We start from the raw sequence: 24,502 nt of genomic DNA, 5'->3' as shown, positions 1-24,502 counted from the left end.
TTTTAAATCTATCCACTACTTTTGGTTTACCAATATCCTAAACCTTAAATTCTTTATGAAAAATAGCCTTTTTAGTCTCCTTATCCTGCTTGCATTTTCTGCTTTCGCCAAGCCTTCGACCGATCCGCCGGTTAAAAAGTACAAATTCAAAGTAATGACCTACAACATTCACCATTGTAACCCGCCGTCGGCTGGGGATAAAATTGATGTGGAAGCCATTGCAAAGGTCATTAATGCTGAAAAACCCGATTTTGTGGCCTTGCAGGAAGTGGACGTGAACACCGAGCGCTCCGGAACAGGGAAAAACCAGGCGCAGCAACTTGCCGCGTTAACCGGCATGCAATTCTATTTTTCCAAAGCCATTGACCACCAGGGCGGGGACTATGGTGTGGCCGTTTTGAGCAAATACAAAATAGAAGATTCTGTAAGATACGCACTACCGATCCATGCCGACAAGCCGGAAGAAAACCGGTCAGTCGCGGCAGTTACAGTAACATTGCCTAACAAGCAAAAGATCATGTTTGCAAGCACGCATCTTGGTTTAAAAGAGCCAAACCGCCTTCTACAAGCCGAAACGATCATGGAAAAGTTAGGCAAAACAACATTGCCTATGATCCTGGCCGGCGATTTCAATGCGGTTCCCGAAAGCCAGGTCATCGCTTATTTTGACAAATATTTCACCAGAACCTGCTCCGACTGCAAACCCACCATTCCGGTAGAAAACCCTAACAAAACGATTGATTTCATCATGTCCAAGCAGGGAAGCAGGTTGAAAGGGTCTGATACAAAGGTAATCGACGAGAAATATGCGTCAGATCATTTGCCCGTTGTCGCCAGCTTCGAGATCGATTGAAGCTTCCTCTTTCAACCATTTTACCCGCACAATGCGGCTTTGCACATTGTGTTCTTTGAAGAAATGCTGCCAGTGTAACTGTCTGGATGACAGGTGATCGGTTGGGGATTTTATTTCAATAAAAGCATATTCCGTTTCATTCCAAACCAGTAAGTCGGGGAAGCCGCGCGTGTTTTCCCGCAGGTTTAATGCAATTTCCATCATTACCAGATGGATCTGCTCGGGGCTTAGCAGCGAAATCAATACGAGCACTTTTCCCAAAGCGCCTTCGTACCAAGGCACCAGCACATTGGTAATGCCGTATTTTTCCATGTAAGTGCGCGTGACGAGCTCCTCAATGATCTCCTTGGAATGTGCCGCTTCGAGGCGCTCTTTCAGTTGTGCTGCTCTTTTGTAATAAAAATCGGGCAGGAAAAAATCGGTTGGGACGCGTTGCAGCGGGTTGTGAATGGTCTGCACATTGGTGTCGTAAATGGCATCCCAAAACAGCAGCCCGAACAAAGTCCGCCAGGGCTCGTTTTCGCTGAAAAACGCCTGGTAACCGCGCTCCCTATAATAATGTATGGCACCCAGTTCCACCTGGTAACGATACATAATCGGCACTTCGATGGCTTCGGCCGATTTCAGCGCCTGGGTTGTGCGCTTGATGATCCGGGTTTTTTTATTCTTGATCCTTTCGTGGAAATCCAGACTGAAATAGCGCTCGTCTGCGTTTTGCGGATTTTCGGCAATTTCTTCGCATAATGCCAGCGCTTCGTCGATTTCGCCCAGGTTGTAAAGCAACCGCACGCGCCGTTCCCGTGCTGGGGCGTCATTGGTCAACTGGTAAATGCTTAATGCCTGCGACAACATTTTCTTCCGTTCAAGCCACGCGCTGACCCTGAGAATGAACATATTAAAGGACGGGATCGCTTTCGGACTTAATCCCGTTCCGTTGCCGACATGCCAGTTCATGAACCAGTCAAAAATTTCTTCCGGGGGCAGATCGGCTTTCAGCACGTCGAAAGTCTCTTTCATCAGCGAGACCATTAATGTGTCGTCCACATCTTTCCGGGTTTCAAACTGAATAGCCAAGTGCTCTTCATCAAAGGAATTGAAGCGAACATGACCCAGATCGCGGATTACAAATTCGGTCATATCCGCATTCCGGTTCCCGAAAAACAGGAACTTCATCACCATCACTTCCGCCTCGTAAGACACTTTTACCACCGGCTCATGCTCCGTAATGATCTCGCAAAGCGTTTTGAAATCATATTCATGCATCAGCCAGCGCACCAGATCGGGCTTTTTAATGGTTTTAGCAGGCATAATGTCCGGGGCAAGGATCTTGGTGAACAGCAAATGTTCCGGCTTGGTGAAAAGCTCCATAATCTCCGCAAAACGAACTTCATGCGCATCACAAATCGACTCGATAAAATCTTTTTCCAAAAGCTCATTCAGCGCAGCCGGAAGGTCACTGATCTCAGCGTAAGAAAGGCTGTTGACCCGGAAAAAAGACTTGCTGCGATTGCTGAAACGAATAAAAAGACATTGGGCATCTTCCGAAAGCGAGTCGTAATCATCCAGAAAACGCGTCTCCGTTTCGTTCAGAACATGGGCGTAGCGCTTCCGGACAAATTCCAGCACATAGTTGAAATAATCGTGGTAATATTTAGGTGGAAGATCCGTCGGAAACTCGATATTCTGCACAAATGGATTCGGAAGCACTTCGATAAAAACGGATTGTAAGGATTTGATTTAAAATTAAAGTTACCAAAATAAAGCTTTTTGAAGAAAGAAATGCGGCTTAGATTTTGTGGTTCTCTATAACTTCTGTGAAAAGGATTAAAATTTTGCTGATTGACGATTTTTTAGAAAAATTGATAGTATAAATTGCATTATACCTATTACAAATGCCGCATTTTCTTGATATCATAGTATATAATAAAGAAATTGGATTACATTTGCTGCCTATGGAAAACAATTTTACATGCCCATGACAACATTAGATTCGTACGATTTTTCCGGCAAAAAGGCCCTAGTCCGCGTGGACTTTAATGTTCCGCTTAATGACAAATTTGAGATCACGGACGACACCCGGATCAAAGCAACTATTCCTACTATCAGTAAAATTTTGAATGATGGAGGATCTGTCATTCTGATGTCGCACCTGGGACGCCCGAAAGACGGGCCTACTGAAAAATATTCCCTGAAACACCTGGTTAACCCATTGTCTTTGATCCTGGGTAAAACGGTAAAGTTTGCTGATGATTGCATCGGTCAAAGTGCTACTGATCTTGCAGCGTCTTTGAATGCAGGTGAAGTTTTGCTATTGGAAAATCTTCGTTTTTATAAAGAAGAAGAAAAAGGGGACGAGGGTTTTGCAGAAAAGCTTTCGAAACTGGGCGATGTGTGGGTGATGGATGCGTTTGGAACGGCTCACCGCGCACACGCTTCTACGGCGGTGATCGGTAAATTCTTTACGGATAAAGTTTGCGGTTATGTGATGCAGGCTGAACTTGATAACGCGGAAAGACTTTTGGAGCATTCTGAAAGACCATTCACGGCGATCATGGGCGGTGCCAAAATCTCAGATAAAATATTGATCATCGAGCGACTGATCGACAAGGTGGATAACCTTATCATCGGTGGCGGAATGTCCTATACATTCTCCAAAGCACAAGGTGGAAAGATTGGTAAGTCGCTTTTAGAGGCTGATAAGCAAGATCTTACGCTTGAATTAGTGAAAAAAGCCAAAGAAAAAGGCGTTAATTTGGTTCTGCCAGTTGACACCGTGATTGCAGATAAATTCAGCAATGATGCACAGCGCGAAGTGGTTGCTGCGGGCGAAATTCCGGACCAATGGGAAGGCCTAGACATTGGTCCTGAAACGATCAAGATATTCTCCGAAATCATTAAAAACTCAAAAACGGTTCTTTGGAATGGTCCAATGGGTGTTTTTGAATTCGCAAACTTCGCGCAGGGAACCAACGCAATCGCTGAGTCAGTGGTGGCGGTAACAGAAGAAAATGATGCGTTCTCTTTGATCGGCGGCGGTGATTCTGCTTCTGCGATCAACAATGCAGGCTATGGTGATCGCGTGAGCTACGTTTCTACCGGCGGTGGTGCATTGCTTGAATATATGGAAGGCAAAGTGCTTCCGGGCGTTGCTGCATTGGAAGCTTAGTCTTTTATTTTGCAATCAGTTTGGTTAAAAATAAGAAAACCATCTCGCATAGCGCGGGATGGTTTTTCTGCATAACAAACCTAACTAATTTATGAACACGGGTCACAGAGCGGATGCCTCGATCGGCGGGTCCGCCCAGACCGGAATTCCAACTTAACTGCCTCCACCGGCGCGTTTCTGAAGATCGTCAGAACCCGTATTACGCTGGCGGGCGCCTTTTACATTTTGATTACCAAAATTGTAAGTAAACGTCAGCCGGAACTGGCGGCTTGGCCATTCGGACTTCACTTTGAAATCGATGTCTTTGTAAATCGCAGTTCCGTTGAACCGGTTGGTCCAGAAAATGTCGTTTACATTCAGACGGATCGTTCCTTTTTTGTTCAAAATGTTCTTTTGCAAACCTGCGTTCAGCATGCCCATCGGGTTCGCAGCATATAATCCGTAAAAGGCTCTGCTGTTATACCATCCGGATATCTCAGCGGACCATCCTTTTCCCAAAGTAAATTGGTTACTGGCGTACATATTCCACGATGCCTGCTTGATTTCCAGCTTTTGATCGAGGTAAATAGAGTTATATGCGTTGTAAACCCCGGTGAAATTCGCTTGTAAGCTCCACCATTTTGTAAATGTGACGGGGAATGAAACGGTCAAGCTTACATTGTCCTGGTTATCGAGGTTATCTGATGTTACAAATGTTTTATTTTCAGAAGCAATCTGCTGCGGAAGCTCATCCGCAATCATGTCCTTAATACGGCTGTAAGCAAGCGTGGTGTTGATTTTGCTTTTGTAAACGTGGACCAACTGGAATGAATTCGTGTATTGCGGTTTCAGATTCGGGTTACCGCGCTGGAATGTGTAAGGATCCAGATAAAACTCAAACGGGTTAAGCGACTGGTAATTAGGACGATCAATGCGGCGGCTGTAAGAAATGTTCAGCACATTGTTTGTATCAAGGTTTTGCGACAGGAATACGCTTGGGAAAAGATTGACATAATTCCGGTCACGTTTCTGATTCAATGTCACCGAGTTGCCAATGGAATGCGTGTGCTCGGCACGAAGACCTAATTGATAGCTTAGTTTTTTCGTGATTTTGGCATTGTAGTTCACATAGGCGGCGTTCACGTTTTCGGTGTATTTGAAGCGGTTCGAGCGCGATGGGTCCAGCACCCATTCGTCTGCTTTTGTTTCAAAAATCATATCATTATCGGAAGCTACGAAGCTGGTTTTCAAACCTGTTTCAAATTTTCCTTTGCCCAGTGGCTGCGCGTAATCGAGTTTGGCAACGCCAATGTTAATATCGGAAGGCATGTTGTTTCTGACTGCCTCACGGCTGCCGGTTTCTTCCTGGCCCTGCGGAGTGAAATAGCGCGTATCCAGGTTGCTTTTCTTGCTGCCGCTGTAATTAACAAAGTCCACATCGAATGTGAGTTCCTTGCCTTTATCGTCAAATTGATGCTTCAAATTGGCATTGGCGCTCACATTATTCATTTTGCCGCCGTTGAAAACATCCGTTCTGAATGTGCGTTGCAGGCTTAAATCTTCATTTAGGATTCTGGTGTTGGTTTGTCCGAATGGGTTGCTCCAATTATTATAAAACCCTGAAACCAGCACACCGACTGTTGTTTTATCCGTGACAAAGTAATCAGCACCGGCCCGTACATTATAATATTGTGATTTGTTGATGCGCTCTGTTTTTTGATCAAAAATCGTCACCTTATCCTCGAACGGGATTCTTCTGTAAATGTCGTTGTTATTAAATCCCTTGTTGAAAAAAGCGCCTCCGCTGATGAATGTGCTTAGTTTTCCAGCTCGGTGATTAACTGTTGCCGTGGCGTTGGATCTGCCGTATTTGGCGTAAGCGGCGCCTAAGTTTAAGTTTCCGTTCGTGCCATAGTTCTTGTTGCGCTTCATCTTAATGTTGATGATCCCGGAGTTTCCGGCTGCGTCGTATTTGGCAGAAGGGTTGGTGATCAGCTCGATTTTTTCGATGTTATCGCTGGGCGTGTTGCGCAGGAGCGTGATGAGTTCTTGTTGGGATAAAAAGGTCTGTTTTCCATCAATTTGAACGATTACGCCTTCTTTTCCGCGTAATTTCAATTGCTCATTTTGCTGGTCAACCGTTACGCCAGGTGCACGTTCCAGAACTTCCAGCGCCGTGGCACCCGCAGAAACGATGCTATTCTCCACATTCACAACCGTACGGTCAATCTGCTGTTCGATGAATGGTTTTTTGGCAACGACCGTCACTTCATTCAATGCCTGTGTGTCGGTTTTTAAAGAAATGGTGGGAAGTGCAACAGCGTCGTCATTGACATTGAAAGGTGCGCTGTAACTTTTTTGGTAACCGACCATTGAAACCAGCGTCAGGAATTTGCCGGCCGGAACTTGGTCGAATAAGAATTTACCGCCGTCGTCAGCGGCAAGCCCTTTCACCAGGGTGGAATCGCTTGCCTTTAATAATAGTACATTGACAAACGGGAAGGGCTGGGCCTTTTCATCCAGGATTGCCCCGGATACTTTTCCCTTGCCGGGAGTGGTGGAAGTGGTTTGTGCCTGCACAAAAGTTCCAGCCAGTAGCAAGGCTACAGTTAGGTTTAATAAGAATTTCATGGCTAATAGATTATGTTCAGTGTCCGGCTTCGGGTGCGTTATCTTCCTTTCCGGTACAGTGTAAAAGTAAGTACTTTGTATAACATAGAACCTTAGATTACACAAGTGGTTTTAATGTTACATAAGCGGATAATGTGTGCCTGTCGTTTGCTTGATAGATACAAAGGGAATAAAGAAAGTTGCATGCGGCATCAAAAAAAGTTTAAGTGGTAAAATGCCGTTGTGAATGACCAGGGCACAAAAAAAACCGCTTCGAGAAGCGGTTTTTACATTTTTATATTAAGTCCCTATCAGGCAAGCTTAACATTGATCGCGTTAAGCCCTTTACGTCCTTCCTGAAGATCAAAAGTAACGTCGTCATTTTCGCGAACTTCGTCCACAAGACCGGAGATGTGTACAAAATAGTCCTGTCCTGTTTCTGTGTCTTTAATAAACCCGTAACCTTTTGAGTCATTAAAGAATTTTACTGTTCCTTGATTCATATTAATTATATATTGAAAATTTACGTAAAGGTAAACAGAACGCAGCGTTTGTACAAATTTACATTGAAAAAATTAAAATTTGCCCCTCTATAATGCATTTGCCCGCAAGCAGAATGATTAAATCCGGTTTTTTGATTTGGGTCAATCTCCCTACATTTGCGTTTTAGATAGCATTTATATGACTGAACAAATTCTGATTTTAGATTTTGGTTCGCAATACACCCAGTTAATAGCACGTCGTGTTCGTGAGCTTAATGTTTATTGTGAAATCCATCCTTACAATAATTTCCCCGATCTCACTCCCAACATTAAAGGTGTAATTCTTTCCGGAAGCCCATGTTCCGTTCGGGATACCGATGCACCGAGAATAGATTTGGATCAGTTCCGTAAAATAGTGCCTGTTCTGGGCGTTTGCTACGGTGCGCAATTACTGGCGCAGGAGCTGGGTGGCGATGTGAAACCTTCGCAGCACCGCGAATATGGGCGCGCCCGTCTGGTCATTGACGATACGGATTCCTCATTGCTGGCCGGATTATCGGAGTCTTCTCAGGTTTGGATGTCGCACGGTGACACCATCGTTCGCGCTCCAAACGACTTCCATGTGATCGCTTCTACGGAGTCCGTGAAAGTGGCTGCATTCAAAATTGAAAATGAACTTACATATGGCATCCAATTTCACCCCGAGGTTACGCATACGACCGAAGGTAAGAAGCTGATGTACAATTTCGTAGCCAACATTTGTGGTTGCAAGCAGGATTGGACGGCAGAGTCTTTTGTGGAACAAACCATTGCAAACCTTCGTAAGAAGCTGGGCAATGACAAGGTGGTGATGGCGCTTTCTGGCGGTGTAGATTCTACGGTTGCTGCTACGCTGGTTCACCAGGCGATTGGCTCAAATTTATATTGCATTTTCGTGGATAACGGCCTTTTGCGTAAGGATGAATTCGCGGAAGTGCTTCATTCTTACCAGGATATGGGTTTGAATATTAAGGGTGTTGATTCAAAATCACACTTTTACCAATCCCTAAACGGACTGTCGGAGCCGGAAGCGAAACGCAAAGCAATTGGCAAATCCTTCATCGATATTTTCGATCAGGAAGCACATTTGATCGAGGAAGTGAAATGGCTGGGTCAGGGAACGATCTATCCGGACGTGATCGAGTCGGTTTCTATCAACGGGCCGTCCGCAACAATCAAATCGCATCATAATGTGGGTGGTTTGCCAGATTTCATGAAATTGAAAATTGTTGAGCCGCTGAATACTTTGTTCAAAGACGAAGTAAGGGCTGTTGGCCGGACATTGGGCATTGATGAAAAAATATTAGGACGTCATCCGTTCCCGGGTCCCGGACTTGCCATTCGTATCTTAGGAGAAATCACTCCGGAGAAAGTGGCGATCTTGCAGGAAGTGGACGCTATTTTTATCGGCGGGCTGCGTAAATGGAATCTATATAAAGATGTCTGGCAGGCAGGCGCTATGCTTCTGCCGGTTCAAAGTGTGGGTGTGATGGGGGATGAGCGGACTTACGAAAGTGTGGTTGCTCTTCGTGCTGTGACCTCAATTGACGGGATGACAGCCGACTGGGCGCATTTGCCTTATGATTTCCTTGCTGAGGTTTCCAATGACATTATTAATAGAGTAAAAGGCGTTAACCGCGTGGTTTACGACATTTCGTCGAAGCCGCCGGCAACCATTGAATGGGAATAGCATACAAACGAAAAAAGCGGACAATTGTCCGCTTTTTTAATATTGTTCCGTTTCGGTCAGGATCGCCCGACTCCACGGCTGATTAAGCTCAACACAAATAGTACAAGGAATACGAAGAAAAGAATTTTAGCGATTCCAGCTGCTCCGGCAGCAATTCCACCAAAGCCCAATACACCGGCGATAATGGCAACTATCAGAAAAATTACGGTCCATCTTAACATAATTGACAAATGGTTTTAGTTCATAATGAAATATGAAAACAGTTTTACCAATTATGTGCCAAAAGCTGCCGACGCCATAAAACATTCATCAGCATCGAAATTTTGGCGAAAATAGAAGAATTGTTATGGTTATTATGGGGAGAATGATGCCCATTTTAACGATTTTTTCTTTGCTGCTTCCGAATATTCTAATGGCTCCGACGTTTTCAACCCTGATAAAACCGAACAAAACCCTTATTTTGCATTATAACAAACCAAAAAGAGTACGAATGAAGTTGAATTTTATCGTGTTGGCAATGACTGCGATCAGCTTGCAGGTTTCAGCACAAAGTGATCGTTGGCAACAGCGCGTGAAGTATCAGATGGAAGTTGATTTTGACGCCACGAAGCATCAATATAAAGGAAAGCAAAAGCTGATTTACAGCAATAATTCCCCCGACACGCTCCACAAAGTTTTTTACCACTTGTACCTGAATGCATTTCAGCCAGGCAGCCAGATGGATGTTCGCTCCCGCACCATCAGCGACCCGGACCCACGTGTAAAAGACCGTATCTCCAAACTAACCCCTTCTGAAATCGGCTACGAAAAAGTGCTTTCGTTGAAGCATAATGGTAAGGCTGTAAAATATGAAGTGGTCGGGACGATCCTGGAAGTGACATTGAACGAAAAGATCCTTCCTAAAACGCAGCATACATTTGAAATGGACTTCGAAGCACAAGTCCCGATTCAGATTCGCCGCACAGGCCGCGACAACGCGGAGGGCATCGATTATTCGATGGCGCAATGGTATCCTAAAATGAGTGAGTATGACTACGAAGGTTGGCATGCGAATCCTTACATAGCCAGGGAATTTTATGGCGTATGGGGAGATTTTGACGTGAAACTGACCATTGATGCTTCTTATGTCGTGGCGGCGAGTGGTTACCTGCAAAATCCCGATAAGATTGGACACGGTTATACGCAAAAAGAGGTGAAGCACAAGCCCGGCGACAAGTTAACATGGCATTTCATCGCACCCGAAGTGCATGATTTCATGTGGGCAGCGGATCGTGGTTACAAGCATGACGTTGTGAAAGTGGATGACAATCTGGATATGCACTTCTTTTATCAAACAGATACATTAGCAAATGTCTGGAAGGAAATGGAGCCGCTTGCTGTGCGTTGTTTCAAAATTATGAATGAGAAATTTGGCCGCTATCCTTACAAGCAGTATTCGGTAATTCAGGGTGGTGATGGCGGAATGGAGTATGCCATGGCGACATTGATTACCGGGCGTCAGAACCTGGGCGGATTGGTAAGTGTAACGGTTCATGAATCCATTCACAGCTGGTTTCAGCAGATATTAGGCACAAACGAATCCAAATATGCGTGGATGGACGAAGGTTTTACCAGCTATGCGCAGAACATTGTCATGGCTGAATTGTTTCCTTCAAGACTGGACGCCCAGCGGGGAAGCACAGCAGGTTATCGCAATCTCGTGAAGTCAGGTCTGGAAGAACCATTGACCACGCATGCCGATCATTTCAACACAAATCGCGCATATAGCACGGCCAGTTATGCCAAAGGCGCAGTTTTCCTAAATCAACTTGGCTACATTATCGGCAGCCAGAAGTTGGAAAGCGGCATGAGGCGCTATTATAACGAGTGGAAATTTAAACATCCCAACCCTAACGATCTGAAACGGATCATGGAAAAGGAATCGGGTCTTGAACTGGATTGGTATTGGGAAGATTTTGTAGGAACAACCAAAACCATTGATTACGGCATTAAGGAAGTTGTATCCAATGCAGCTAAAACAACCGTTGTGTTGGAGAAAATTGGCCAGATGCCCATGCCATTGGATGTTGTGGTAAGCTATAAAGACGGAAGTCAGGAAAACTTCAACATTCCCCTGGAACTCATGCGCGGAGAAAAATCCGAGGCAATGTATTCCAAAACCACATTACTGAATGATTGGGGCTGGACTTATCCGGAATATTCATTTACGATCGACAGGAATCTTGCTGACATTGAAAGGATCGTCATAGATCCAAGTCAGCGAATGGCGGACGTTAATCCAGATAACAACACCTATCCGTCGATATCAAAAGCATTGCCGCGGTTCAAAGCTGATAAAGTTGTAAAGTGATAAATTTGAAGTGGTAAAAAGGGGCTTTCTCAACTGAGAAAGCCCCTTTTTTATGCATTTAATTGAATGCCTTCTTATCGCCCGAACTTAATGGAAGTCCCTACGCGCCAACCCATTCCCTTGAAATGGCTGCCGTGAAACTGGGCGACGGCTTCCAGGCGGATAATGCGCAAGATGTCGTCAATTCCATAAACGGCCTCGGTGTAATTGCGGATTGTTGGCACTCTCAGGTAATGCAGTTGAAGCGTCTCCGAGATGCCTGTGATCCGCAACGCTTCAATACGGGTAAGCGCAAATCGCTGCGAAGTCCAGATGGCATGCGCCTGAAAAAACCAGGATGATGTACTGTAACGATAATATTGCAGCATACGGAACTGGTCGGGTGGATACGCATACTGGAAAAAGAACTCATTTCCCATGAAGTGACGGTAATCAGGGAAATACATTTGTTTTTTACTCAAAAAACCGCCGCCATTTACGTAATATTCAAGATTACTTCGCGGCCCGAGGCTCAAATTCTGGCGGACGTTTCCTTGTAGCATTGAATAATCCACGTCTCCGGCAAATCCAAGACCAGTTTTATAATTGACACTAAATGATGGCCCCTTGCTTCGTAAATATCGTTTTTCACCATTCCTGATCAGGTAACGTCGCCACGGACGCACGGTCGCGGTCAGGTCCAGAATGGTTGCATTGTGTATTGGGAAGCCGGTGTTTTGCAATTCCCTGTTTTCGGGGCGGTTGGGTGTGTAATAATATTGGCTCCAAAAGAAAATAGGACGCGCACTCTCCTGGTTAAAAAGCTCTTTTCTGTGCTCAAATTCTAATCTTGCATTCAGACTAAAAACATCAGCAATGTTGCGCAATGAAAACTCAGCCCGGCCATATTGTTTTTGATACAGCTTCATAAAATTCCGGTCAAAAAACCTGGCCGCAATGCTGTTGGGAAGGGGAGGAATGGGGTTGTTATTGTTGATCTGACTGGCCATTTCGCCACCGGATAGCATCAGATTCCATTTTTCATTGCCTATGTTGGTTGTCAGGTTTCCATAAACCCTTTTGCGCCCGAAAGAATAGCGCACGAGCGGACTAATGCTGAATCGGTATGACTTGCCCCATTTCTTTTCCCATTCAGTAAGAAAGTTGATAGCATTTCCTTCAACTGTGTTGTAACTGATGGAGAGGATAGGGCTTTTGAAGTAGAACGTTCGCCTGTTGCCCAGCGCATAAGTATTACCCGTAATCAGATGCAACGGCCTGAATGCCAGCGAGTCGGGTTTTCTTTTTTCGCGAATCGAATCTTTTACCACCTTAATGCTGTCTTGCAGCACATAACTGGTCACTTCTGATTTTGTCAGTGGGATAGGGCGGAGCGCTTGCCAATAAGTGGTGTCGCGTTTGTTAGCCATAGAGTCGATAATAATCGAATCCTGGCGCACCAGCCGATCGCTGCCGCCCTCCATTTTGCGTTCTTTTTTCTGCTCTTTCTCGTATTCTTTGGTGAGTTTTCGGAAATCTTTGGTCGAGAATTGCTTTTGCTCGCGGATCAATTTTTCAAGATTTCCCTTCCGGCTTGTCTCCTTCACGTCTTCCTTCTTGTGATCGACAATGACAATGTCTTCTTTCAGGCCCGGATCGATATCCAGTTTCTGATAAGTTAGAGAAACCAGATATTTAAATTCTCCCGCAAAGCCCAGATAACTTCCGTTAATGCGAAACTGCTGGTTAACAGGAATCCACACATTCTGAACCGGGCTGAAAATCTGTTTTGCAGAAATGTTCAGTCCGCTTGTGGTGGTTTGCAAATCATAGCTGTGAATGGCCCACCGGTCTTCCAAAATGAACAGGCTTCCTTTAAAAACACCTTCCCCATAAGCGCGGGGAATCACTTTTATTTTGTTGACCAATTGGCCCTGATCTTCAAAATAACCTTCATATTCAAATTGATAATAGGCAAATGCCTTAGGAGAGAGCGGGGAAATGGTTCCGGCTATTTCCGGACTGTAGAGGCTTGCTAAAATATATTCGTTGGGAGAGGGGATGCTGTTATCCAGACTGTTTCGTGTCGAAATAATCTTTTGCGTATAACTAGCCGGCCGGCGGTATTTTATTTCGGCAACACTCTCATTAAGAATCGCTTTTCCCTCCTGAACTCCCTCTTTTTTTAATCTTCTTTCAACGAGATACGGAATTTTTGTGGGCAGTGCGGTGCTTCTGGAATAAACTTTTGCCGTGTAGCCGCGTAGTTGGAGCTGATGAAAACGTGCCTTGGCGACAGCCCGCCGCATAATACTATATGCCAGATCCTCCTTACCCTTTCCAATAGTCGCTTCGCCTAGGTTAAGCGCCTGTTCTTCAAGGATTACATTCAGCTCCGTAAAGTCATTGCCGACTATAACATTTTTTGAAACACTTTTAAATCCCAAAAACTGAAATATGATCTCGTAACTTCCTGGTAATAAAGTGAATTCGTATTCGCCTTCCTCATTGGCCATGGTGCCGTTGCTCGTGCCTTTAACGGCAATGCCGGCATAGGAAAGCGCTTCTCCTTTTGCAGTAGAGATGCGGCCTTTTATCCCGCCTGCGATTAACTGCGACTGTAAGCCAATACATAATATGATCAGGAGCAACGCAACACGCATAGAGGTAAATCGTCAATTTTTGCAATAAGCACAAATTAGATGAAATTTCTGATTTGTGCCCTCGCTGACTCTTCTCTATAACCGTACCACGCTGCCGTTACACCTTAATCACATTGCCCGTCGACCGTGCAGTTTGCGCCGTCGGCCAGGGAAACCAATGGTTCCGGGTTTGTTTTCTCCCATTCGGAGAATGATTTTTCCAAAGCGCCTAGGAATGTTTCCGGCTGCTGAGCACCAGAAACGGCGTATTTTCTGTCCAAAACAAAGAAGGGAACGCCGCGAGCGCCAACTTGCTGTGCTTCGTAAATATCTTTTCGAACCTCATCACTGAATTTTGATCCGTCCAGGACAGATTTCAATTCTTCGGTATCAAGTCCAATTTGAGTTCCCAAATCAAGCAATGTCGCATGATCTGCGGTGTTTTTGCCATCCGTAAAGTAAGCTTTGAATAACTGCTCTTCTGCGTCGTCGCCCTTGCCTTTTGTCTTTGCATACTGAACAAAACGATGCGCGTCGAAGGAATTTGCAACCACAGCTTTATCCATGTTGTACTCTAGCCCCACCTCAGCAGCAATCGAACTCACATGGTCGTTCATCTGCGCCGCATAATCCGGCGACCAGCCTTTCACCTCCGCCAGATAATCATTGATGCTTTTTCCCGGCTCCGTTTTCATAGCCGGATTAAGCTGAAAACTTTTCCATTCAACCTGGATCTTATCTTTTTGGGGGAATTGTTCCAGTGCTTTTTCAAATTTCCTTTTGCCGATATAACAAAAAGGGCACATTACGTCACTCCATATTTCAACTTTCATAATTTCAGTGAGTTAGTGTTCAATGTTAATCTTTTTACGCAGGGTTGGTGCTGAAAAGAGGCCTATTAAAGCGATATAAAAAGCTCTTCGTGCGATCTTCTTACCTTTTTTGCGTTGGACAAAGCGTCATTTTCACTATCTCGGTAACCCAGCGTCATAATGACAACACTTTTCAATCCTTTTTCGGTCAGACCTAGAATCTCATCCAGTTTAGCATTGTTAAAACCTTCCATAGGAGTCGCGTCCACGTGCTCCGTTGCTGCCGCAACCAATGCATGTCCAAGCGCAATGTAGGCCTGACGTGCCGCCCAGTTGAAATTAACTTCCTCAGAGCGACTCAGTATGCCACCGGCAACACTTTCCTGAAATTTAGAAAGAGACTCAACTGAAACGCCCCGGGTCGTTGCGATCAGGTTCATGTAATCCGTGATTTGCTGGGCAGTAATTTTTTCCCATGCCGCAAAAACCAGCAAGTGTGAGGCCTCAGGAATTTGCTGCTGAGGAGCAGCTTCCTTGAAAATCCTATCTTTTGTATCCTGATCGCTGATCACAACAATGTTATAAGGTTGCAGTCCTACCGAGGATGGTGATAACTTGATGGCTTCCAGGATTGTATCTAGTTTTTCTTGCGGAATTGTCTGGCCGTTCATTCTTTTTGCAGCATATCTCCAATTCAGATCTTCTATCAGGTTATTCATTTTCTTTTGTTTAAATTTGATATGCAAACTTAAATAAATAAGCTATACATTAGTAAGTACTATACCAAAGTATAGCAAAATTAGTTCAGTCATGGAAAGATCAGAAATAGAGACTACAACGAAAAAGACAGCGCATACGCACGAAGAATGCACGAAAAGCATCCTGCCCGTCCGCGACGCCCTGGAAGTGTTAAGTGGAAAATGGAAGCTGCAGATCATCATTTCCCTGCTCTTCGGCAATAAACGCTTTTCCCAAATCGCCAAAGAGATCCCTGGGATTACCGATAAAATGTTATCAAAGGAATTACGTGACCTGGAAGCTAACTGCCTGGTAAAAAGGACAGTTTATGACTCAATTCCGGTGGTTGTAGAATATACATTAACCGAGTATGGGCATACGTTGAAGCCTGTAATTGAGGTGTTAAGGAAGTGGGGAATGGCACATAGGGAGCGGATCATGAGTTTATAGGGTGTTTGGTTGGATAAACACCAGGCCAAATTTTTAAGATTTTACTTCACGTCTTCGATCCTGTCTCTGTAAATGTTGAATTTAGCTGGATTATTATTCTGATAGAGGAGACGAGCATTAAAAGTAGGATTATAAATATTGTGTTTTTTCTCATTTTTATTCGAGTTTAACTAAGACAGTCAGTGGTGATCCATTATTTATTTCGGTCGAATTTGTAACAATTCTGTCACTCAGCGATTTGAAATAATTGATTATCTCGTCATCAGACTTAGTAACTTTGACGTTATAATCAAAAATATTTTTCTTATACTTTTGGCAATTCGAATGTATTTCCCTTGACGGTTCGTAAGATAGCGGCACTATTCAGATTTTCAGTCAGAGCGATGTGCTCTAAATCACCTGGACCAAACTTCTAAAGGGCTTCCGGATATGTAGCGGGCATTTGTGCACTCAAATTCTGGTAAAACACTTCTTTCATTTCTGCTTGCTTATTAGCCCCTACTTCCTGCTGAACGCGAGTGTCATGTTCACATCCTGTAAATAATATCGTTGCCGCTAACAACACTATAAATGGATTAATGGAAGATAAAAGGCAAGCTACTTGGTGTAACGTAAATCTCATAAATGCGAAAGGTTTAATGTAAGAAGTCATTCGAGTCAGCCTGATGGGATAGTCTAACTCTTTCGCAATCTATGTGAGATAAATATAGCGCCTTGTAGAAGGGTTAAGCACAATTATTCGCCGGTCAGTATGCTTGATCCGCCGGTAAGAATGGCTTGTTATTCGGAAGTATAATGAGATTGGATGGTAAATGATCGCACACAACACAAAAAAAGCAACCCTTACAGGTTGCTTTTTCCGTCTGACTAAAAATAGCTAGAAATTACCCAAGCTGGTTAATGCAATTCAAATCCTCAAACGCCACTTTAAGACGTTGGATCATAGTTTCTTCGCCTTTGCGTAGCCATACGCGTGGGTCGTAGTATTTTTTGTTTGGCGAATCGGGGCCATTTGGGTTGCCCAATTGCGTTTGCAGGAAGCCTTCGTTCTCTTTGTAGTATTTCAACAGACCCTCCCAGGTTGACCATTGCATATCCGTATCAATGTTCATTTTGATCGCACCATATTCGATGGCTTCGCGGATTTCTTCGCGGGAAGAGCCTGATCCGCCGTGGAATACGAAGTTAACAGGCAATTCAGCTGTTCCGAATTTCTCCTGGATGAATTGCTGAGAGTTGCGAAGGATTTTCGGCTCTAATTTTACGTTTCCGGGCTTATAAACGCCATGAACATTACCAAATGCTGCTGCAATGGTGAAGTTTGGAGAGATTTTAGAAAGCTCTTCGTAAGCATAGGCAACTTCTTCAGGCTGCGTGTACAGTTTCGAGCTGTCTACGTCGCTGTTATCAACGCCGTCTTCTTCGCCACCTGTTACACCTAGCTCAATTTCAATCGTCATGCCGATTTTGGCCATGCGCTCGAAGTATTTTGCGGAAATTTCAATGTTCTCTTCAATCGGTTCTTCCGAAAGGTCCAGCATGTGTGAGCTGTACAATGGAATGCCGTGCTGGTCAAAATGACGTTCGCCTGCTTCAAGAAGTCCGTCGATCCAGGGAAGTAATTTTTTGGCGCAGTGGTCTGTGTGCAAAATTACGGGAACGCCGTAAAGTGCTGCCATCTGGTGCACGTGCATTGCACCCGAAATTCCACCTGCGATAGCAGCCTGCTGATTGGTGTTGGAAAGACTTTTTCCAGCATAAAATATTGCTCCGCCATTCGAAAATTGAATGATAACGGGGCTGTTAACCGCTTTGGCAGTTTCCAGAACTGCATTTACTGAGTTGGTTCCTACCACGTTAACCGCCGGAAGGGCATAGTTATTTTGGTTGGCGTGGCGGAAAATTTCGCTAACTCCGTCACCGGTTACAACACCGGGCGCAAAGCGTTTTGTGGTTTCGCTCATAGTAATAAAGAATATTTTTTCAAGAATAAATTTTACAATTCAGATATAAAAAATGAACTGCGCGGGAATCCCTGCAAGTTAGGTATTTTACAGAAATTGGAGGAAATATGCGCGGTATATTATGCTTTGTGACGAAGATTAATCTATGTATAATCGTTTTGGCACAATCTGCGTATCTTTGAAAATGTTGAAATGGCAGACAATGCGCTGCGTGATTGTGATACGAAAGATTAATTGATGAATTCCAAACTGACCAGGACGATCCTGATTGCCCTCGCGCTGGGCTTTTTTGTAATGTGGCTACTCGAATTCCGCAGGACAACTATGTTTGAAAGTTACTGGCTGCTTTTGCTGGCCATTATGTGCCTGCTTATGTTCCAGTTCAGCCGGTTAAAGGCTTCGTTATTAGCCAAAAAAGAAGCTGAAATGAATGCGAATATGAAGAAGGAAAAGCCGGTTAAAACTTCGAAAAAATGAGCATGCTATTCCTGGGTCTGACGGTTGTGTTTTTTATCCTGGCAGGTTATTATGGGGCTGTGCGCTCTGTTTTACTGGATGTTTCGATCGACCGTTATTCATTACGCCACGAAAAATCCGAAGAGGTTTACGAAACCTTATACTGGCGCCGGATCCTGCGCATGATCCGGTTATTGACTGTTGCACTAGGCTGTTTCTGGGCCATAGCGGCATTTTACCCTGTTCTTTTGGTGGATCTTGGCGTTCATGAAGGCGCATTGATTGCGGGCATGTTCGCTGTTTTGATCGTGGTTTGGATGGCGAGTTATTCCAGTTGGGTGAAAATCGGACGTGCATTTCCGAAGGCGCTGGACCTTTCCGCCTTCCCAGTTCGCTTTGCCGAGTGGGTGATTACGCCGCTTTACTGGGTTGTAGAGCCGTTTGTGAAGGAGAATATTCTGTCGCCATCATTGCGCGACGATGCAGCTTCCGCAGACGATCCGGATTTCGATGATCATAGCATTGAAGAACGAATGTTTATCAATGCATTGGATTTTAAAGACTTGCGCATTCGGGATTGTATGATCCCGCGGACTGAAATTTCGGCGGTGAATGTCAACGCGAGCATTGAAGACCTGCGGACTGCTTTTCTTACCAGCGGCCATTCCAAAATTATCGTGCACCGCGAATCTGTGGATGAAGTTTTAGGTTACTGCCATGCGTTGTCCCTTTTCAAAAAGCCAAAAGAGATCAGCAACATTATCACGCCGATCCTGATCGTGCCGGAAGCGATGCCTGCGAGCGACCTGATGCTGCGGTTTTTGGAAGAAAGAAGAAGTCTGGCTTTGGTGGTGGATGAGTTTGGCGGGACATCGGGGTTGGTGAGTGTGGAAGATGTCGTTGAGCAGATTTTTGGGGAAATTCAGGATGAATATGACTCCACGGAAGACTGGACGGAGCGCAAACTGGACGATGACACCTACATTCTCAGCGCACGCCACGAACTCGATTATTTGAACGAAAAATACGGCTGGGAGCTTCCGGAAGGCGATTATGACACGTTAGCTGGCATGTTAATCGACAATTTTGGCGACTTACCCGAAGTGAACGAAACCGTAAGCATTCCGCCCTACGCATTCCAGGTCGTTTCCATGCAGGACACGCGCATTGAGCTCGTCAGATTGACCATTGAAGAAAGAGAAAAGAAGAGCGAAAAAAGTTAACAGACTATTAAAGGCAATTGATCCAAATCCATGAAAGTAAATACATTACGGAGTATTCTGTTAGCTGCATTATTTATATTACCCAACTTATTATTCGCGCAAAAGTCCGATTTTAAGAGTCAGATAGAAAGCATTACGAAGCAGATTGACGGCATAGCGGGTGTTGCTATTAAAGATTTGGGAGGGAACGAAACATTGATTTTAAATGCAGATCACAAGTTCCCCATGCTCAGCTCTTTCAAATTTCCTATCGCGATGGCGGTTTTGGATCAGGTGGATAAAGGGAAATTAGCATTGGACCAAAAATATCACCTTACCAAAGAAGACGTTCAACTGAAAACTTACAGCCCGCTGCGCGACAAATATCCGGATGGAAATGTCGATCTCACCATTGGCGATCTGCTGGCCAGCATGGTTTCGTTGAGTGATAACATTGCCTGCGACATTCTTTTCAAACTGGCCGGCGGCACAAAACCCGTTCAGGATTATGTACATAGTTTAGGCGTAAAAGACATTGCGATTGTTGCCAACGAAGAGGAAATGGGGCAGGATTGGAATGTGCAATATACCAACTGGTGCAAGCCCGGAGCGATGCTGCAACTGCTTAATATTCTTTATAAAGGGAAAAATCTTTCCAAATCCAGCCACGATTTTTTATCCAAGATCATGATCGATGGCCCCACCGGCATGAACCGGATCAAAGGTCAATTACCCAAAGATGCTGTTGTGGCGCATAAAACAGGCACTTCGGGCATGAACGGTAAGGGCATGATGGCGGCTGTTAATGATGTCGGCGTTGTGAAAATGCCCAATGGTAAGAGCTTCGCGATTGTGTTGTTTATGTCAAATTCAACAGCTGAGCTGAAAGCGATTGAATCGGTTATGGCGCAGGTTTCGAAGGCGGCATATGACCATTATGCGGCTAAATAGAATGTTTTTAAAACCGCCTTCATCATTCTAAGTCTTTGAAAAAGTGCAGATATCAGTTGAGAAAATAGGTAAAAAATTTGTCAAAGAATGGATTGTCCGTAATGCTACATTTGAGCTGGCAGCTGGGCAACAATACACATTTGTAGGCCCCAACGGCAGCGGAAAATCGACCTTATTGCAATTGCTGACCGGCATTGTCCCCGTTTCCGAGGGAACGATCAAATACATTGATCAAACGGGAAAGGAAATCGAAGTTGATCATTGGTACAAACATCTGGTGATCGCCGCGCCTTATCTCGAATTGATCGAGGAGTTTACATTGCGAGAGCTGATCCAGTTTCACAGCAAATTCAAGGCATTCAAAAACGGCATTTCGTTCAAAGATTTTGAGGACTTTATACAATTGCCGCATGCCAGCGGGAAGACGCTCCGGCATTTTTCCTCGGGTATGAAACAGCGTGTGAAGCTGGGTCTGGCTTTTATGTCAGATGTTCCCGTCATTTTTCTCGATGAACCTACGACCAATCTGGATGTCCCGGGCATCACTTGGTATCTCGATCACGTCGTGCATCACACACAAAATCAGCTCGTTCTGCTGGGCTCGAATGTAAAGCAGGAATATGAATTTTGTGAAAATATCATTTCAGTTTCTGCGTTCAAATAGAAACACAGCGGAGCCATATATGCGGAGAAATTTACGTCCAGTCGTCTTAATTTTCCTGTTTTTAACCTGCATTATGGGCAACTGCCTGGCTGCCGGAATGCATTTTATTGAAAACCGCGGCCAGTGGGAATCCGACATTTTGTTCCGCACCGAAATCCCCGGCGGCTTCCTTTTTCTGAAAAAACAATCACTCGTTTACGTTTTATATGATGCCGCCCAGGTTTCCGCCAATCATGGAAAAAAGCCTGTGGCTTCAAATGGTGCGCGCGAAGTTGAAAAATCCATTGCCGCGCATGGTGTAGAAGTGCAGTTTCTGAGCGCTTCTGCGAATGTCAAATATGCTGCTAATGCACCCATTGAGACGGGTTTCAACTATTTTCTGGGCAAAGAAGAGGCACATTGGGCGGGTAATGTGAAGGGTTTTCAGGAGGTGATTTATAAAAATCTTTATGAGGGGATTGATATGCGGGTTTACCTGCATCAATTCAAACTTAAATATGAATTCATCGTGCATCCGCAGGCTGATCCGTCGCAGATCCGGATGAAATACAATGGTGCTGAGCAGGTTTCCGTGAACGAAACGGGCCAGATTGTTGTGAAAACGAGCATTGGACAGTTCAAAGAAGCGGAGCCGTATTCCTTTCAGCAGGTTAATGCGCGCACCACGGAAGTTTCCTCGAAATTTCTTTTGTCTGCCGATAATGTCGTCACATTCAGCATTCCCAAAGCTTATAACAAATCAGAAAAGCTCACCATCGATCCGGAATTGATCTTTTCCACTTATTCCGGTTCCGTTGCCGACAACTGGGGACATACGGCGACGTATGATGATGAAGGAAATTTGTATTCCGGCGGGACTGTTTTTGGGGCCAATTTTCCGGCGACAGTCGGCGCTTTTCAAACCAAATTTGAGGGGTTAGTAGACGTTTCGATCATGAAATTCACTCCAGACGGCAGCAAACTCATTTACGCAACATTCCTCGGCGGGAGCCAAACCGACATTCCAAGCAGCCTGATCGTTAACAGCAAAAAGGAATTGCTGATCTTAGGCACAACATCTTCCAAAAACTTTCCGACGAGAACGGGCGCATTTCAAACCACATTTGGCGGCGGAACAAAGGTTATCCCCATTTCCGGGCTGGATCTTGATAACGGCAGCGACATTTTTGTGGCTAAAATGAGCGCCGACGGCAAACAACTGGCAGCCTCCACCTTCGCAGGCGGCAGCGGGAACGACGGCGTAAGCATGAGCGATCTGGCAACAATCCGCAATTACGGCGATTCTTTCAGAGGTGAGATCGGCATTGATAAGGAGGATAATGTCTTTATCGTTTCCTCAACCAATTCGGCCAATTTTCCGCTGAAAAATGCTGTGCAGGATAAATTCGCAGGCGTGCAGGATGGGGTTGTTTTAAAGTTTAATGCGGGGCTAAATAATTTGCTATGGGGCACATTTGTAGGGGGAAATGAGTGGGATGCCGCTTACTCGCTGAAAGTCTCGGCCGCAGGCGACATCTACGTGGCCGGAATCACGCAAAGCAAGAATCTGCCGACCACAGCGTCCTCCTATCAAAAAGCATTGAACGGGACAGAAGATGGATTTGTAGCGCGTTATGTAAATGACAAATTGGCGGGCACCACTTACCTGGGAACTGCGAACCAGGATGGTGCTTATTTGCTGGATCTGGATGCGGCTAACAATGTGTATGTCTATGGACTGACGAATGGTCCTTATCCGGTGAGTAAGGGTGTTTATCAAAATGCGAAGAGTGGTCAATTTGTACATGCGCTGGACGGCGCGTTATCCAAAACCATTTTTTCAACGGTTATAGGATCGGGGAGAGGCGTTCCGGACATTTCACCGACTGCATTTTTGGTGAGCGAATGCGGCAACATTTACCTGGCAGGCTGGGGCGGCAATGTGAATTCGTCCACCGGCAATAATGTAAACAGCACGACTAATAATATGGTCGTTACCGACGACGCAATCCAGTCATTGACCAACGGAAATAACTTTTACATTGCCATTCTCGAACAAAATGCAAAATCGCTGCTGTATGCCACTTATTTTGGAAGCCGCGACCGTTCGGGCCAGGTCCAGGGTGATCATGTGGATGGCGGAACGAGTCGGTTTGATAAAAATGGGACGATTTATCATGCAACCTGCGCATGCGGCGGAAGCGGTTTTCCGGCAACGCCTCAGGCCTGGTCAAAGACAAACAACAGCGAAAATTGTAACAATGCAGCATTCAAAATAGACATTGACCGACTGAAAGCTGACTTCGACGTTTATTCAGGAACCACCAAAGACGTGCTGCGTGGCTGCGCGCCATTGTCCTTATCTTTTGTAAACACAAGCGAGGGCGGCGTGGATTACATTTGGGATGTCGGGGGAAGCACGTTTTCACGCGAAGAGGATCAATCGGAATATACATTTACCAAACCTGGCGAATACACTGTCACATTAAAAGCATACAATCGGCTGAGCTGCAAGCGCGTGGATGTTGCGCAGAAGAAGATCATCGTTGAAACGCTAAATAGCAAGATTAAAGCCGATACGACGGTTTGTGAAAACACGAAATTACAACTCTGGGCTTCGGGCGGTACGCAATATAAATGGTCACCTGCAACCGGAATGGACAATGCATTGATAGCTATGCCGTCCGTTACGGTCCGGGAAGACGCCGAATTTTCCGTTGAAATCAGCAATGCAAGCGGCTGTAAAGTGACTGAGAAAATGAAGGTTTCTGTTGACAAAAAGACTGACTTCATTGATATGCCGGATGTGGAAGTTTGCGCCGGAGCGACGGTTGTGCTGAGTGTTTCGGGCGATGGGACGAAATATCGCTGGCTGGCAACAGAGGGCTTGGAAGAAACCATTGGAAAAACGGTCACGGTGAAGCCGCAAAAAACAACCACTTACACCATTGAAGGCACTTATGCGGACGGTTGCCGGCCGGTGCGCGAGATTACGGTGAAGGTGGATAGGGCGCATGAGCCTATTTTTGAAATAGATCAGTCTGGTGGGGCTTGTAATGCACCTTTCAGCTATTCGCTGTCCAATCAAACAAAAAATGCGCAGCGATACGAATGGAACCTGGGAACGGGCAACACCATCACAGATCCGGAGATTAATGAATATATTTACGAAACGCCGGGCGAATACACAGTCACATTAACTGCCTATAACAGTGCGGGATGCGCATTGACGGCGTCGAAAAAAATAACCGCATCGCCCCCATTTACATTAGCCAATGTGATCACGCCGAATGGGGATGGAAAGAATGATCTGTTCATCGTGCCCGTTTTGCCAGCTTCGCTTGAAGTGTTTAACCGCTGGGGGAAATCGGTTTACAAGACGGCGGATTATAAAAATGATTGGGGCAAAGGCATTGGCAACGGGACCTATTTTTATGTTGTGGACACGCCACAGGGTAACCATTGCAAAGGCTGGGTAGAAGTTCTAGAATAATAA

Annotated in this window: 19 protein-coding genes; 10 read left to right on the top strand and 9 right to left on the bottom strand. The window is 45.1% G+C overall.

Going from position 1 to position 24,502, the window contains the following annotated elements:
* Positions 1-55 precede the first annotated feature (55 nt).
* A complete protein-coding gene (locus tag G395_RS0100555; protein WP_026628256.1) occupies positions 56-853 on the top strand; it encodes an endonuclease/exonuclease/phosphatase family protein in 798 nt (265 codons plus the stop codon).
* Here the strand turns inward: G395_RS0100555 and G395_RS28350 are convergent.
* A complete protein-coding gene (locus G395_RS28350) occupies positions 812-2,560 on the bottom strand; it encodes a VRR-NUC domain-containing protein (RefSeq protein ID WP_084439335.1) in 1,749 nt (582 codons plus the stop codon). The genes G395_RS0100555 and G395_RS28350 overlap by 42 nt on opposite strands.
* A gap of 268 nt (positions 2,561-2,828) precedes the next feature.
* Here G395_RS28350 and G395_RS0100545 point away from each other — a divergent pair, with 268 nt between their 5' ends.
* Positions 2,829-4,019 (top strand): phosphoglycerate kinase, encoded by a 1,191-nt coding sequence (locus tag G395_RS0100545; protein WP_026628255.1) that lies wholly within the window; start codon positions 2,829-2,831, stop codon positions 4,017-4,019.
* 153 nt (positions 4,020-4,172) lie between these two features.
* On the opposite strand, the gene G395_RS0100540 is transcribed toward G395_RS0100545, so the two are convergent.
* Positions 4,173-6,629: a TonB-dependent receptor gene (locus tag G395_RS0100540; protein WP_026628254.1), complete on the bottom strand. Its 2,457-nt coding sequence runs from the start codon at positions 6,627-6,629 to the stop codon at positions 4,173-4,175.
* Positions 6,630-6,919: 290 nt separating this feature from the next.
* Complete coding sequence (locus tag G395_RS0100535; protein ID WP_026628253.1) at positions 6,920-7,111, bottom strand: cold-shock protein; 192 nt, start codon at positions 7,109-7,111, stop codon at positions 6,920-6,922.
* Positions 7,112-7,289: 178 nt separating this feature from the next.
* On the opposite strand from G395_RS0100535, the gene guaA reads away from it, so the two are divergent.
* Positions 7,290-8,819 carry a glutamine-hydrolyzing GMP synthase gene (guaA, locus tag G395_RS0100530; RefSeq protein ID WP_026628252.1) on the top strand — a complete coding sequence of 510 codons (1,530 nt, stop codon included), beginning with the start codon at positions 7,290-7,292 and terminating at the stop codon, positions 8,817-8,819.
* A gap of 56 nt (positions 8,820-8,875) precedes the next feature.
* On the opposite strand, the gene G395_RS31510 is transcribed toward guaA, so the two are convergent.
* Positions 8,876-9,040: a DUF1328 family protein gene (locus G395_RS31510; protein ID WP_026628251.1), complete on the bottom strand. Its 165-nt coding sequence runs from the start codon at positions 9,038-9,040 to the stop codon at positions 8,876-8,878.
* Between the two features lie 269 nt (positions 9,041-9,309).
* On the opposite strand from G395_RS31510, the gene G395_RS0100515 reads away from it, so the two are divergent.
* Positions 9,310-11,169, top strand: coding sequence for a M1 family metallopeptidase (locus G395_RS0100515; RefSeq protein ID WP_026628250.1), 1,860 nt, complete (start codon positions 9,310-9,312; stop codon positions 11,167-11,169).
* Between the two features lie 74 nt (positions 11,170-11,243).
* On the opposite strand, the gene G395_RS0100510 is transcribed toward G395_RS0100515, so the two are convergent.
* The 3 genes from G395_RS0100510 to G395_RS0100500 all read right to left on the bottom strand — a co-directional run bounded on the left by G395_RS0100510 (position 11,244) and on the right by G395_RS0100500 (position 15,321).
* A complete protein-coding gene (locus G395_RS0100510; protein ID WP_026628249.1) occupies positions 11,244-13,811 on the bottom strand; it encodes a DUF5686 and carboxypeptidase regulatory-like domain-containing protein in 2,568 nt (855 codons plus the stop codon).
* 104 nt (positions 13,812-13,915) lie between these two features.
* Positions 13,916-14,623, bottom strand: coding sequence for a DsbA family oxidoreductase (locus G395_RS0100505; RefSeq protein WP_026628248.1), 708 nt, complete (start codon positions 14,621-14,623; stop codon positions 13,916-13,918).
* 65 nt (positions 14,624-14,688) lie between these two features.
* Entirely contained in the window at positions 14,689-15,321 is a 633-nt protein-coding gene (locus G395_RS0100500) for an NAD(P)H-dependent oxidoreductase (RefSeq protein ID WP_026628247.1), read from the bottom strand.
* A gap of 91 nt (positions 15,322-15,412) precedes the next feature.
* Here G395_RS0100500 and G395_RS0100495 point away from each other — a divergent pair, with 91 nt between their 5' ends.
* Complete coding sequence (locus tag G395_RS0100495) at positions 15,413-15,790, top strand: winged helix-turn-helix transcriptional regulator (RefSeq protein WP_051349911.1); 378 nt, start codon at positions 15,413-15,415, stop codon at positions 15,788-15,790.
* A 412-nt stretch (positions 15,791-16,202) separates the two neighbouring features.
* Here the strand turns inward: G395_RS0100495 and G395_RS0100490 are convergent, their stop codons facing one another.
* Together G395_RS0100490 and fbaA are read right to left on the bottom strand one after the other, a co-directional pair.
* Positions 16,203-16,412, bottom strand: a complete 210-nt coding sequence (locus G395_RS0100490) for a hypothetical protein (RefSeq protein ID WP_157486492.1) — start codon at positions 16,410-16,412, stop codon at positions 16,203-16,205.
* A 262-nt stretch (positions 16,413-16,674) separates the two neighbouring features.
* Positions 16,675-17,754 carry a class II fructose-bisphosphate aldolase gene (gene fbaA, locus G395_RS0100485; protein ID WP_026628244.1) on the bottom strand — a complete coding sequence of 360 codons (1,080 nt, stop codon included), beginning with the start codon at positions 17,752-17,754 and terminating at the stop codon, positions 16,675-16,677.
* Between the two features lie 237 nt (positions 17,755-17,991).
* Here fbaA and G395_RS28345 point away from each other — a divergent pair, with 237 nt between their 5' ends.
* From G395_RS28345 to G395_RS0100460, 5 genes are read left to right on the top strand one after another with little or no spacing between them, the layout of a single operon-like run.
* Positions 17,992-18,231 carry a hypothetical protein gene (locus G395_RS28345; RefSeq protein WP_051349910.1) on the top strand — a complete coding sequence of 80 codons (240 nt, stop codon included), beginning with the start codon at positions 17,992-17,994 and terminating at the stop codon, positions 18,229-18,231.
* On the top strand, positions 18,228-19,433 hold the full coding sequence (locus G395_RS0100475; protein WP_026628242.1) for a hemolysin family protein: 1,206 nt from the start codon (positions 18,228-18,230) through the stop codon (positions 19,431-19,433). The genes G395_RS28345 and G395_RS0100475 overlap by 4 nt, the downstream gene beginning before the upstream one ends.
* Before the next feature lie 30 nt (positions 19,434-19,463).
* Positions 19,464-20,363 carry a class A beta-lactamase, subclass A2 gene (bla, locus tag G395_RS0100470; RefSeq protein WP_026628241.1) on the top strand — a complete coding sequence of 300 codons (900 nt, stop codon included), beginning with the start codon at positions 19,464-19,466 and terminating at the stop codon, positions 20,361-20,363.
* 43 nt (positions 20,364-20,406) lie between these two features.
* Positions 20,407-21,027, top strand: a complete 621-nt coding sequence (locus G395_RS0100465) for an ABC transporter ATP-binding protein (protein WP_026628240.1) — start codon at positions 20,407-20,409, stop codon at positions 21,025-21,027.
* Positions 21,028-21,046: 19 nt separating this feature from the next.
* Positions 21,047-24,499, top strand: coding sequence for a DUF7948 domain-containing protein (locus G395_RS0100460; protein ID WP_026628239.1), 3,453 nt, complete (start codon positions 21,047-21,049; stop codon positions 24,497-24,499).
* Positions 24,500-24,502 lie beyond the last annotated feature (3 nt).

This window comes from Dyadobacter alkalitolerans DSM 23607 (genome assembly GCF_000428845.1).
Lineage (GTDB): Bacteria > Bacteroidota > Bacteroidia > Cytophagales > Spirosomataceae > Dyadobacter > Dyadobacter alkalitolerans.
Note: the sequence above shows the minus strand (reverse complement) of the source record. Positions and strands in the feature narration are given on the sequence as shown.

What these genes read in the sequence shown, in the direction of transcription:
- G395_RS0100555 (WP_026628256.1), top strand. Translation starts at nt 56, where the DNA reads ATGAAAAATAGCCTTTTTAGTCTCCTTATCCTGCTTGCATTTTCTGCT.
- G395_RS0100545 (WP_026628255.1), top strand. Translation starts at nt 2,829, where the DNA reads ATGACAACATTAGATTCGTACGATTTTTCCGGCAAAAAGGCCCTAGTC.
- G395_RS0100540 (WP_026628254.1), bottom strand. Translation starts at nt 6,629, where the DNA reads ATGAAATTCTTATTAAACCTAACTGTAGCCTTGCTACTGGCTGGAACT.
- G395_RS0100535 (WP_026628253.1), bottom strand. Translation starts at nt 7,111, where the DNA reads ATGAATCAAGGAACAGTAAAATTCTTTAATGACTCAAAAGGTTACGGG.
- guaA (WP_026628252.1), top strand. Translation starts at nt 7,290, where the DNA reads ATGACTGAACAAATTCTGATTTTAGATTTTGGTTCGCAATACACCCAG.
- G395_RS31510 (WP_026628251.1), bottom strand. Translation starts at nt 9,040, where the DNA reads ATGTTAAGATGGACCGTAATTTTTCTGATAGTTGCCATTATCGCCGGT.
- G395_RS0100515 (WP_026628250.1), top strand. Translation starts at nt 9,310, where the DNA reads ATGAAGTTGAATTTTATCGTGTTGGCAATGACTGCGATCAGCTTGCAG.
- G395_RS0100510 (WP_026628249.1), bottom strand. Translation starts at nt 13,811, where the DNA reads ATGCGTGTTGCGTTGCTCCTGATCATATTATGTATTGGCTTACAGTCG.
- G395_RS0100505 (WP_026628248.1), bottom strand. Translation starts at nt 14,623, where the DNA reads ATGAAAGTTGAAATATGGAGTGACGTAATGTGCCCTTTTTGTTATATC.
- G395_RS0100500 (WP_026628247.1), bottom strand. Translation starts at nt 15,321, where the DNA reads ATGAATAACCTGATAGAAGATCTGAATTGGAGATATGCTGCAAAAAGA.
- G395_RS0100495 (WP_051349911.1), top strand. Translation starts at nt 15,413, where the DNA reads ATGGAAAGATCAGAAATAGAGACTACAACGAAAAAGACAGCGCATACG.
- G395_RS0100490 (WP_157486492.1), bottom strand. Translation starts at nt 16,412, where the DNA reads ATGAGATTTACGTTACACCAAGTAGCTTGCCTTTTATCTTCCATTAAT.
- fbaA (WP_026628244.1), bottom strand. Translation starts at nt 17,754, where the DNA reads ATGAGCGAAACCACAAAACGCTTTGCGCCCGGTGTTGTAACCGGTGAC.
- G395_RS28345 (WP_051349910.1), top strand. Translation starts at nt 17,992, where the DNA reads ATGAATTCCAAACTGACCAGGACGATCCTGATTGCCCTCGCGCTGGGC.
- G395_RS0100475 (WP_026628242.1), top strand. Translation starts at nt 18,228, where the DNA reads ATGAGCATGCTATTCCTGGGTCTGACGGTTGTGTTTTTTATCCTGGCA.
- bla (WP_026628241.1), top strand. Translation starts at nt 19,464, where the DNA reads ATGAAAGTAAATACATTACGGAGTATTCTGTTAGCTGCATTATTTATA.
- G395_RS0100460 (WP_026628239.1), top strand. Translation starts at nt 21,047, where the DNA reads ATGCGGAGAAATTTACGTCCAGTCGTCTTAATTTTCCTGTTTTTAACC.